An 11,242-nucleotide genomic window follows, 5' to 3' on the forward strand; every position below is an offset into this window, starting at 1 on the left:
TGGTCAATTTGGCATCTATTATAAAGGGATAATATTATGCCAGTTGCGATTCTGCTATTGACGGGTTGACCTGATAGGTACTTGCTATCATCTGCTTTTTGTTTGATCCCGGTTCCATAATAAAATCAATGCGACCAAGATTGATGCCTGCAAAACCAACCTGGTTGACCACTGTCTGTGTACCTTTTAAATTTGTGACCAAGGTCGGTTCATTTAAAAAAGTATGGGTGTGTCCGCCAATGATCAGATCGATATCTGATGTTTTGGCTGCCAAAACCAGATCTGAAACTTTATCATTCTCATATTGATATCCGAGGTGTGAAAGACAGATAATAAGGTCACACTTATGTTTTTCTTTCAGGATTTTAACAATTTTGTTGGATATTTCAATCGGATCCAGATATTTCATCCCTTTGTAATTATTGGGATCTACCAAACCTTCGATATCAACCCCTAGTCCAAACACACCCACCTTGATACCGCCTTTATGAAATATCGTATAATCCTGGGTTTTTCCTTCAAGTACAGTACCTTTAAAATCATAGTTGGCAGTCAGAAATGGAAATTTGGCATGGTCTAGGTATTTCACGAGTCCATCCAGGCCATTATCGAACTCATGGTTGCCAAATGTCCCGGCATCATATCGCAATTTGGTCATCAGGTCAAGCTCTAATTTACCGCCAAAGAGGTTGAAATACGGCGTTCCCTGAAACATGTCACCTGCATCCAATAATAGTAGATTATTTTCCTCGCTACGGATCTTATTGATCAGTGTGCTACGACGAGCTACACCACCCAGTCCCTGGTACTTACCACCGTCCATTGGAAAAGGCTCAATGCGACTATGTACATCATTGGTATGTAAAATGGTCAATTTGATCTTTTTACTTTTTGCCGACGCCTGAAAAGGTAATGAACCCAAAGCAAGTGCTGCAGAAAATCCACCGGCTTGCTTGATAAAGGTTCTCCGATTAATTGATTTTAATTCTTCCATCTAATTCCGCATTTACTTGTTTACCTGCTTTTGTTAATTCACTTACATATTCTATCAAACCTTCACGCATCCGTTGGGGATAGTTGGTTCTAGCGATCGATTGTGTCAATAGGACGAGATTATCGCCACCATTGGCCAGATAATCATAGGTGACAAGTTTGTACGTTTTATTGTCATCTATTACCTGTCCTTTGATTTTGATATCCTGTACTTTATTGCCAGTTATCGTTAAGGTCATGCCTGCAATAGGCTGGCCATGGGTTGTCGCGATATAGTCAGCAAGCTGGCGTATTTGGCTGCCTTTTAGTTCAATAATCGTCAATGTATTTTCAAAGGGCATTACTTCAAAGATATGTCCTACTGTGATATTTCCAGCTTTGAGATCATTGCGAATTCCTCCTTTTGTCGCAAAGGCAAGGTCGGCGGGATTGTGGGCATAATGGTCACTCATCCACAACAAAGCTTCACAAAAGAAATTACCCATTAATGTTTCAGGTGTCTTCTCTTTTGTCAACGCCTTATCGGCATGTCCGATAACGCGGTTCATTTCAGTTTCCATTTTTTGCTTGAATGGCTCATAGATGGAAACGACGGTAGGATCTGCTTGTACATCCTTGTTGATATGGTATTGTTTGAAGTCCTTTTGTGTAGGGTGGAGTTGCTTTGAGCAACCTGTGACCATCAAAAGCGAAGCGACTCCAAAACTACCAATAAAGGCAATTTGCTTTGATATATTCATTATAGTTAGTTTAACCAAATACTGGGGCAAAGTTAGCCAATTAAATATGAAGAAATCTTATTCCTCCTGGTCTAATTTTGCTAAAATGATAAAAACAATAAAAGCTTAACATAGATCTACGTTAAGCTTTATCATATAATTAGAAAAATAACAACCTAGTGAACTAATTCTGCTTCGGGAAGATCATCTATAGTTGATTGACGATCATCATGCCTTGGTAAAGTATCCAATGTACCTCCTTGCAGTATCTTTTTGTTTTTATTTTTAGTTGACAATTTGGTGCGGTAAGCCTTCCAGTTCATCAGTAAAACAGAGAACAAAATAACTGCCAAACCTACAATCTGTAAGGAAGTCACGGCATGTGAAGTGAAAAAATGACTTAATATTAACGCAATGATCGGATTTACATAAGCGTATGTACTTACTTCCATCGCTGGGCGTACCTGCAAAAGCCAAATATAGGAGCTAAATGCAAGGATAGAACCAAATGTGATCAAATATGCCAAATTAAACCAATCGACAGGAGCGACACTACTTAATTCAAATGATGCGTATTCGCCTGTGAATAGCGCAGTGATATTAAAAAGAACACCTGCAGTGACCATCTGCCAGGCTGTTTTCACCATTACGTGCAGATCTTCTTTTTCTTGTGCTTCTGATTTTTTGAAGTATTTAGACGCTAATGAACCTACCGTCCAGGCGATGGAGCCCAATACCAAAATACATAGCGCGATGATTTTCAAATTACCATTGGCATTGTCGTTGGAAGCCATGATCTGTTCTGCAAATAACATAACAACCCCGACGAATCCAAGCATAACTCCGGCTACTGTAGTGACACTGCTAAAATTCTCTTTCCATTTGGGTTTGTCAAGTAAAATAAACCAGATTGCAGCTGCAGCGGCAATAATCGCGGCTACCCCACCAGAAACATATTGTTCGGCCCAGATGACTCCGGCCATATCCACAAATAGAAGTAAGAAGCCTACAAAGGCAGCTTCCAATATGGAGCGTTTGTTAAACAGTTTATAACCTTTTATGGCACAATAACTCATCAGGATGGCACTTGCAGTAACAAACCGAAACGAGCCTAATATAAATGGTGGAAAACTATGCAATGCTTTTTCTATAAAGAAAAAGGTTGAGCCCCATACCACATAAATAATAAAATAAGCAACTACAACCATTAAAGGGCTTGCAGCTTTTTTGTGTCCTTGCAACATAATTAAAACCTCCTTTCTGTTATTCAGGTATAACTACCTGTTGATCTTCTTTTACCGTCTGAAGTACAATTGTGGTACGAGTAGAAATTATTCCTTCTACTTTGCCCAGTGTATTGCGCATTAAATCAACCAAACCTGTTGAATCTGCCGTTCTTACTTTGATAAGATAACCGTCATCTCCAGCAATGTCGTGTACTTCTTGTACCTCCGGAATTTCCGCGAGGGCGAGACCTACACGTTGTTCGCCAATGATATCATTGGATTTGATGAAAATAAATGATAAAAGTTTCTGATCAACAGCCGCTGGATTGATCTTGGCGCTGTATTTTAAGATCACATCTTTCTGTTCAAGCTTCTTAACCCGCTCCAGTATTGCTGAAGGAGCCATACCTAATTCTCTAGCGATATCAGCATTGTTGATACGCCCATTATCCTGCATTAAACGAAGGATTTTGTAATCTACCTGATCTAAATTATATTCTACTTTTGTCATTTCGACTGCAAAGGTAAGGAAAAAAGTATAATATTCAAAATATTAGTATTAATTATGAATATTATTCTGAAAGAATGGTTAATGTTGTGAATTTTATTCGATTGGTGTTCTTGTTGATTTTCTTTGTTTGCTTTAATTTGTTGGTTGAAAGAGAGTTGCAGGTGGTCTACAGTTTACGATGTTCAACAATTATACCGATTTCTCAACTTAATAATAATATTCCGGGTAGATAGGATGACACCTAAGCCGATCAAACATCCCACGCAAACACAACCGAAACGGTCGAGGGCTGCAAAATAAGAACGACTTTCCTGCTCATGTAAGTAGACAATAATTAAAGCCACCATAGATGTGCGGGCCACAGCCATAATATTCAGTGCTTTGCAGATGATGAGGGAGGCAAGCATTCCGATAATCATCGCATATAGCTGCGGAATCGGTACGAAGTATAAGCTGAGACCGATGGCAGAGCCAATGAAATTGGATTTTGCACGGTCAATGGCAATTTTTTTGGACTCATTTTCCTGCGGGGATATCACTAGGATAATTGAAATAAGTGTCCAGGAAACAGAGTATTCCGGAAAGGACACGAATAGGATGTAGCCTAGTAAAAATCCTACTAGTACCCGTATCGAATATATAATAAAATCTGAATGTAATGTGTATCGAAGGATAAGATTACGCATATAACAGAGCGGATGTTAATTCATTAAACCGTGTTGCTGCTGCAAAAATACAAGCAATTGATGAAGATGCGAAATAAAATTCCGGTTTATTGCATTTTGTGATTGCGTTTTTATGCGTTTTGTTAAAAGAAATTGTGTATTTCTTGCAATTCTTCCTTTTTCCAAAGGAGAAATTTGACTAAATTTGTTTTCTATACAAAAAAGCAAATTCAGTGAAAGATCAGAATCAGTTAGCCTTATTGGCAACTCAACTTAAGGGGGAGTTGTATTATACAGATGAGGCATCGCATCAAACCATGTTACTTGCCTACTCAACAGATGCTTCGGTGTACCAGGAAAAACCGTTGGCGGTGGCCATTCCATCTGATATAAACGATATAAAGAATTTGATTGATTTTGCCCGAGCAAACCAAACAACCTTAATTCCCCGTACGGCTGGTACATCGTTGGCAGGACAGGTTGTCGGAAATGGTATCATTATGGATATATCCCGTCATTTTAACCGCATACTGGAATTGAATGTGGAGGAGAAATGGGTGCGGCTACAACCCGGAGTGATTCGTGATGATCTGAATAGTTACCTGAAGCCTTTTGGGCTAATGTTTGGTCCGGAGACATCCACGGCAAGTCGGGCCATGGTTGGTGGTATGATCGGAAATAATTCCTCGGGTCTCCATTCCATTGTTTGGGGCGATACCCGTCATAATCTAATTGCGGCAAATGTACTTTTAGACGATAAATCGGAGGTAAGCTTTGCTTCGCTAGATGAGGCAAGTTATTTCAAAAAACTTTTACAAGCAGATCGTGAAGGGGATATCTACCGTCACATGAATGATTTGTTGACGGATCCTCAAAATTTGGCGGCGATTGAAACAGGCTACCCCAAGCGTTCGATTACGCGACGAAATACTGGATATGCCTTGGATATTTTGAGTGACCGCACGCAACCGTTTAATATGTGTAACCTTTTGGCGGGTTCGGAGGGAACTTTGGCGATTGTAACGGAGGCAAAGCTTCACTTGATGGATTTACCACCGCAGGAACTTGGACTATTATGTGTTCATTTTGCTGATATGGTTGAATGTATGCATGGAAATGTAATTGCGTTGAATCATCAGCCTGAGGCATCTGAGCTGGTCGATAAATATATCATGGATTTTACGGTCGGGCATCCGACTTATAAATACAATCGCTTTTTTATTGAGGGTGATCCCCAGGCACTGTTGATCGTAGAATTTAGAGGTCATACTGCTGTGGAGACCGAGGCCAAGGCGATGGCTTTAAAGGCAGAACTGATTGAGAAAGGTTTGGGCTATGCCTATCCTTATATTATTGGAGTCGAGCAGACTAATCTTGTCTGGGATGTTCGAAAAGCTGGACTGGGGCTTATCCGTAATCTTCCTGGGGACAGCCAACCTGTCAATTTAATCGAAGATTGTGCGGTTTCTCCGGAGGATCTTCCGGCCTATGTTAGTGATATCCAGAAACTTTTGGTTGAAGAGGGGGTGCATGCATCTTACTATGCACATGCTGGAGCGGGTGAACTACATATCGAGCCTTTTGTCAATTTGAAAACAGAAGAAGGTAAGCGGACTTTCCGCTCCATATTGGAAAAAACAAGTGACCTTGTGTTAAAGTATAATGGATCGTTGAGTGGGGAGCATGGTGACGGACGTTTGAGGGGAGAATTTATTGGTAAAGTACTAGGAGAAAAGGTTTATAAACTTCTGGAGGAAGTAAAGGTAATCTTCGACCCCGTAGGAATTTTTAATGCAAATAAGATTGTCAATACTCCACCAATGGATGCCCATTTGCGTTATGACAATGACAAAAATAGGACGGATATAAAAACCTATTTTGATTTTTCCAAAGATGAATCCATTCTCCGTTTGGCTGAAAAATGTTCGGGCTCGGGTGATTGCCGGAAAACAGAAATTACCGGCGGGACGATGTGTCCATCTTTTATGGCGACACGGGATGAGAAGGATACAACGCGTGCACGAGCGAATATGTTGCGTCAATTTTTGACCAACTCCACGAAAAAAAATCGCTTTGACCATGAGGAAATCAAGGAAGTGATGGATCTATGTTTGAGTTGCAAAGGCTGTAAAACGGAATGTCCATCGAGTGTGGATGTTGCCAAGATGAAAGCAGAGTTTTTACAACATTATTACGATGAACATGGGGCCGGCTTTAGGGCCAAATTGATCGCGAATTTTACTGATTCCCAGAAACTGGGATCGCTCGTCGCTCCAATCTATAATTTTGTTGTGAAGAATGACTTTTTATCTGGTTTGGTAAAGAAAACCGTAGGGTTTGCACCAAAACGCTCTCTTCCTACGGTGAATGGAACGACCTTGAGCCAATGGGTCAGGAAGCAAACGATAACACCACAGAATAAACGCAGGGTCTATCTATTCTCAGACGAGTTTACAGAATATAACGATGCTGAGATTGGTATTACAGCTTACAAGCTACTAACGGCATTGGGCTATGAAGTGATTATTCCAAAACATGTACAAAGCGGACGGACATATCTCTCCAAAGGATTTGTCAAAGAAGCAAAAAAGATTGCCAATCAAAACATTAATTTCCTAAAAGGTCTGATTACCGACGAAACACCGTTGTTGGGTATTGAGCCATCTGGCATCATTACATTTAGAGATGAATATTTAAGTCTGGTTGATGAAAATCTTCGTACTGATGCACAGTTGGTGGCTAAAAATGCACTTATGATTGACGAATTTCTATTGGCGGAAATCGAGGCGGGCCGTATTCATCAGGAGCAGTTTACAGCTGTGGAAAAGAACATCAAACTGCATGGACATTGCTATCAGAAAGCTTTTCATCTGGTAGGCGTTACCCAGCAAGTCTTAGCGTTCCCATCCAATTATTCCGTTGAAGTGATTCCGTCGGGTTGCTGTGGTATGGCAGGTTCGTTTGGTTATGAAGCCGAACACTATGATGTCTCAATGAAAGTGGCCGAACTGGTTTTATTACCAGCTGTACGTAACACAGATACTGCGACTCTAATTGCTGCTGCGGGTACTTCGTGCCGACATCAGATTAAAGATGGTGCCGGAAGAAAATCTTTTCACCCCGTTGAAATTTTATACGACGCTTTATTGAAATAAAATAAAAACATTGCGAATAGTTGTTTGTTATCAGTAATAGTAGTAATATTATAGGAACAATATTTCAATGATTACTGATAATAAACAATTCACCATGTACAAAATTCAATCTATAGCCCTTCTTGCAACAGCTACGATGATGGTGGCTGCTTGTGGAAATTCCAATCAGAAGAAAACTGATGGAAGTGATACTGCGACAGCGAACACCATTGAGCGGGTGCGCATCGAACAACTGACGAATGGTACTCCAGGACCTGAAAAAAAGAATTTCTTTTTGCGTATTACCGACGAAGTTAAAACCGATTCAAGTCGCATTTATACAACGAAATCAATTTACAATAAGGATACAGTAGGTGCTAAAATTGAAGTCGTTGATTTTATCCCAGCAGGTATTATCGATGGTCAGCCAAGTGATGATGTGGGCTTTACTAAAGGAAAAATTAAAATTACTACACTAGGAACACAATCTGACAACTTAGTTAAAGCTTTAGGTGAACTGTTTCAAATGCCAACTACTGATGGTTTTACAAAAGAAGTTGTTCTGCCGAATGTATTTTCCTCCAATAAGGTGAATGTTGATCTATCAAAGAAAACAGCCTATAGTTTCAAACTATTTTTAGAGAATAAAAAGGCGGAACCTGCGGAATTGTTTTTTAATGTAGATACCTATAAACACTCGATTGAATTTTCCGAAAAAGATCCATCGTTCCGTGCTGGATTTATATCGGCTTTGACTGGAAAGTAAATCTTTAACTATTGATAGATAGCAAGTAATCGGCTTTGGCCGGCAATATATTGAAATAGCGAGAAGGCTGTATAATCACACGATTATACAGCCTTTTTTAGTATTGGTTCTTTTATTAGTCTGATTTCCCGGTTTTACATGCTATTGATTTCCTTAGGCATGTATAGGATCTTGGTGTTGTAAGTGATAAATCCCAATTCTCTGAAAATCTTGTTTAGCAAATAAAAAGAGTTACATTTGTGCTAATATATTTAGTTTTATTTATGAGGCATTCAGGAACGGCGGATTTGCCGTTACACTATGGAAAGGTACCGGCTTGGCTGTATGAACGGATGAGTTCACTGGGCAAATCCATTGTGGAGGTCATCCTGATGGATTATGGGCAAGATGAGGTGCTCCGGAGATTGGCAGATCCCTTTTGGTTCCAAAGCTTTGGCGCCGTACTCGGCATGGACTGGCATTCATCAGGTATTACAACATCGGTTATGGGCGCTTTAAAACGCGCGATCAATCCCTGTGCGGATGCCTTCGGCCTCTATATATGTGGCGGCAAGGGTAAATTTTCTAAAGACACACCGCAGGAGCTACTTTATTTGGCAGATAAAACCGGTTTGGACGGGAATAAATTGGTTCGAACAAGTAAGTTAGTGGCAAAGGTGGATAATACTGCGATACAAGATGGTTATCAGTTATACCTTCACAATTTTATTGTCAGCAAAGACGGTCATTGGGCTGTGGTACAACAGGGCATGCATAATCATGATGGAACTGCCCGCCGCTATCATTGGCATTCGGAGAAAGTTCGCTCTTTCATTGACGAACCTCATGCTGGTATTGAAGGTCGTTCGCAGGGCCTTATTTTGAACTTGACAGCTTCTGGTGCAGCCCCTAACAGAACAGGCATTATGGCTATCGTTAACGAAGATTCTTCCCGTGCATTATTGGACTTTAAAAAATTGGTCATGCCTTCCCATCACGATGTACGTGCTGCAGATGTTGATCTCAAAAGGTTAGGAGCGATGTTATATGTGGCACGCGAAAATCAGCCTCGGGATTTTGAGGAGCTTTTGCTGTTAAAGGGGATGGGGCCGCGTACATTACAATCCTTGGCTCTAGTCAGTGAGGTGATCCATGGTGCTTCAGCACGCTTTAAAGATCCCGCGCGCTTTTCTTTTGCCCATGGTGGAAAGGATGGCCATCCTTTTCCTGTCCCTTTGGATATTTACGACCAAAGTATTCAAATCTTACAAAAGGGTATCGAAAGGTCAAAACTGGGGAATAGCGATAAATTAAAATCCATACATAAACTCCATCAGATCATATTGGACGCTGAGCATAATTTCACACCCCAGTTTGATATTCAACAGGTAATAGCAGAAGAACGTAGAGACTCTTGGAAGTACAATGGTCGAACCGTATTTGGTCAGGCAAAAGCTCCAAAGGATGGTGACATAGGGCAACAGTTGTCACTTTTCTAAACATTATTGATGGATTGTAATCATTTTGTTAAATTGTGTTAAACCTTATTGAAATTATTTATACGCTGGTATATTTGCCCTCAAATGAAAGTGGTTATTACAATTCTATGTTTTATAGGGTTCCTATTGATTAGGAGCGGTAATAGCCATGCTGTGCTTAACGAATCTGATCGCCCTACGGTCAGTTTTATGTACCAGCACAATGATGCCAACCTGAAGGACAGGATTAATTCTCTAAGTGCCCACATCGATCCTTTAATAGCGGGAAACGTACATGATGAGAACCCCGTGATTGAAGAGTTTAACAGTGAGAATTTTCAATTGACCAAAGATCTCGAAGCAGCTTCCAATTTTGTCGCTTTATTGTTCTGTGCGGTTGTACTTTTTATCTTTGTATTTCGTTTTGCAAAAAAGATTCCTTTTTGCAATTTTGTCGCTTATTTGTACCCCCAAAGGTATATTCTTCAACAAAACTGGAGAATTTAATAGCAATCTCTGAAATAGCCCAACTTTATTTTCGTTGTATTCCGAATAATTCAGACTTTCATTGATAGACTAATGATTCTGTGTGTTTTTTGTATTACAATAATCTAAGGCTTAGGTTGTTTCAACTACCATATCAACAAACAATCAAACTTATTTTTAATTAGACGCTTACAAATGAAAAGAGTATTTATGCTCGTTAATTTGGCTATGGTATTATGCCAAATTGGGTGTACTTCCAAAAAGGAAGAGAAAGAAGAAAAGGAAAAATTCAATGTTACTTCTCCCGTACAGGTGGATACAACAATCCGTAAGGATTTTGTTTCTCAGATTAAATCTTTTCGTAATATCGAATTACGTGCACAGGAGAAAGGATACCTGGAGCAGATTTTTGTCGACGAGGGACAATTTGTGCACAAAGGACAGCTTCTGTTTCGCATTATGCCCAAAATGTATGAAGCAGAGTTTAGAAAATCTATGGCGGAAGTGAATGTCGCCGAGATTGAAGTGCAGAACACCAAGAGCTTAGCCGATAAAAATGTCGTATCCCCCAACGAACTTGCGATGGCGAAAGCAAAACTGGAGCAGGCCAAGGCGGCTTCCGCAATTGCCAAACTGCACCTTTCTTTTACAGAAATAAGAGCACCATTTGATGGTACAATTGACCGTATCCCGCTAAAATTAGGAAGTTTGGTGGATGAGGGCGAGTTATTGACAAGCCTCTCCGACAATAGCCAAATGCTGGTATACTTCAATGTGTCGGAACCAGAGTACCTGAATTATCAGACAAACGTGAGTAAACGCGGAGATACCCATGTTGGATTATTGCTTGCCAATAACGAATTGCTTCCAGAACATGGTGTGGTTGAAACCATAGAGAGTGAATTTGACAGCGAAACTGGTAACATTGCCTTTAGGGCGAGATTTCCAAATCCCAATCGATTATTGAAACATGGTGAAAGTGGTAAAGTCGTTATGAATTTTCCATTGAAGCAGGCATTGATTATTCCACAAAAGGCAACCTACGAGTTACAGGACCGGAAATATGTTTATGTCGTGGATAAAGCCGGCAAGTTAAAAGCGCGTTATATCACAATTAGCAATTCCCTTCCTGATCTTTATGTGGTCAGCAGTGGACTTCAAAAAGATGATAAATTCCTATTGGAAGGTATACAGAAAGTGAAAGAAGATGAAAAGATCAACTACAGCTTCGTTCAGCCTAAAGATGCCATTTCTAATTTGAAGTTAAAAACAGAATAAATCTCCA

The 11,242-nt window shown here is 40.1% G+C and carries 10 protein-coding genes; 5 read left to right on the top strand and 5 right to left on the bottom strand.

The annotated features are described in order from the left end of the window. Positions 1-34: 34 nt before the first annotated feature. The 5 genes from M2408_RS02680 to M2408_RS02700 all read right to left on the bottom strand — a co-directional run bounded on the left by M2408_RS02680 (position 35) and on the right by M2408_RS02700 (position 4,135). On the bottom strand, positions 35-994 hold the full coding sequence (locus tag M2408_RS02680) for a bifunctional UDP-sugar hydrolase/5'-nucleotidase (protein ID WP_259179017.1): 960 nt from the start codon (positions 992-994) through the stop codon (positions 35-37). Continuing rightward, positions 972-1,733, bottom strand: coding sequence for a 5'-nucleotidase C-terminal domain-containing protein (locus M2408_RS02685; RefSeq protein WP_259179019.1), 762 nt, complete (start codon positions 1,731-1,733; stop codon positions 972-974). Before M2408_RS02685 ends, M2408_RS02680 begins: the two co-directional genes overlap by 23 nt. Before the next feature lie 155 nt (positions 1,734-1,888). After that, a complete protein-coding gene (locus M2408_RS02690; protein WP_259179021.1) occupies positions 1,889-2,956 on the bottom strand; it encodes an EamA family transporter in 1,068 nt (355 codons plus the stop codon). A 19-nt stretch (positions 2,957-2,975) separates the two neighbouring features. After that, positions 2,976-3,449, bottom strand: coding sequence for an Lrp/AsnC family transcriptional regulator (locus tag M2408_RS02695; RefSeq protein WP_223585270.1), 474 nt, complete (start codon positions 3,447-3,449; stop codon positions 2,976-2,978). Positions 3,450-3,631: 182 nt separating this feature from the next. Beyond that, a complete protein-coding gene (locus M2408_RS02700) occupies positions 3,632-4,135 on the bottom strand; it encodes an FUSC family protein (RefSeq protein ID WP_120257842.1) in 504 nt (167 codons plus the stop codon). 212 nt (positions 4,136-4,347) lie between these two features. On the opposite strand from M2408_RS02700, the gene M2408_RS02705 reads away from it, so the two are divergent. The 5 genes from M2408_RS02705 to M2408_RS02725 all read left to right on the top strand — a co-directional run bounded on the left by M2408_RS02705 (position 4,348) and on the right by M2408_RS02725 (position 11,235). Then, positions 4,348-7,269, top strand: a complete 2,922-nt coding sequence (locus M2408_RS02705; RefSeq protein ID WP_259179025.1) for an FAD-binding and (Fe-S)-binding domain-containing protein — start codon at positions 4,348-4,350, stop codon at positions 7,267-7,269. A 94-nt stretch (positions 7,270-7,363) separates the two neighbouring features. Continuing rightward, positions 7,364-8,014, top strand: coding sequence for a hypothetical protein (locus M2408_RS02710; protein WP_259179027.1), 651 nt, complete (start codon positions 7,364-7,366; stop codon positions 8,012-8,014). Between the two features lie 263 nt (positions 8,015-8,277). Further along, on the top strand, positions 8,278-9,492 hold the full coding sequence (locus tag M2408_RS02715) for a DUF763 domain-containing protein (protein WP_259179029.1): 1,215 nt from the start codon (positions 8,278-8,280) through the stop codon (positions 9,490-9,492). Between the two features lie 84 nt (positions 9,493-9,576). Continuing rightward, the gene (locus M2408_RS02720; RefSeq protein WP_259179031.1) at positions 9,577-9,978 is read left to right on the top strand and encodes a hypothetical protein; all 402 of its coding nucleotides are present in this window, start codon (positions 9,577-9,579) and stop codon (positions 9,976-9,978) included. 174 nt (positions 9,979-10,152) lie between these two features. Continuing rightward, on the top strand, positions 10,153-11,235 hold the full coding sequence (locus M2408_RS02725; RefSeq protein ID WP_259179033.1) for an efflux RND transporter periplasmic adaptor subunit: 1,083 nt from the start codon (positions 10,153-10,155) through the stop codon (positions 11,233-11,235). Positions 11,236-11,242: the final 7 nt, after the last annotated feature.

It is taken from the genome of Sphingobacterium sp. BIGb0165 (assembly GCF_024810095.1).
GTDB lineage: Bacteria > Bacteroidota > Bacteroidia > Sphingobacteriales > Sphingobacteriaceae > Sphingobacterium > Sphingobacterium detergens.

Bases quoted from the DNA above. Each gene is read 5' to 3' on its own strand.
- M2408_RS02680 (WP_259179017.1), bottom strand. From the start codon at position 994: ATGGAAGAATTAAAATCAATTAATCGGAGAACCTTTATCAAGCAAGCC.
- M2408_RS02685 (WP_259179019.1), bottom strand. From the start codon at position 1,733: ATGAATATATCAAAGCAAATTGCCTTTATTGGTAGTTTTGGAGTCGCT.
- M2408_RS02690 (WP_259179021.1), bottom strand. From the start codon at position 2,956: ATGTTGCAAGGACACAAAAAAGCTGCAAGCCCTTTAATGGTTGTAGTT.
- M2408_RS02695 (WP_223585270.1), bottom strand. From the start codon at position 3,449: ATGACAAAAGTAGAATATAATTTAGATCAGGTAGATTACAAAATCCTT.
- M2408_RS02700 (WP_120257842.1), bottom strand. From the start codon at position 4,135: ATGCGTAATCTTATCCTTCGATACACATTACATTCAGATTTTATTATA.
- M2408_RS02710 (WP_259179027.1), top strand. From the start codon at position 7,364: ATGTACAAAATTCAATCTATAGCCCTTCTTGCAACAGCTACGATGATG.
- M2408_RS02715 (WP_259179029.1), top strand. From the start codon at position 8,278: ATGAGGCATTCAGGAACGGCGGATTTGCCGTTACACTATGGAAAGGTA.
- M2408_RS02720 (WP_259179031.1), top strand. From the start codon at position 9,577: ATGAAAGTGGTTATTACAATTCTATGTTTTATAGGGTTCCTATTGATT.
- M2408_RS02725 (WP_259179033.1), top strand. From the start codon at position 10,153: ATGAAAAGAGTATTTATGCTCGTTAATTTGGCTATGGTATTATGCCAA.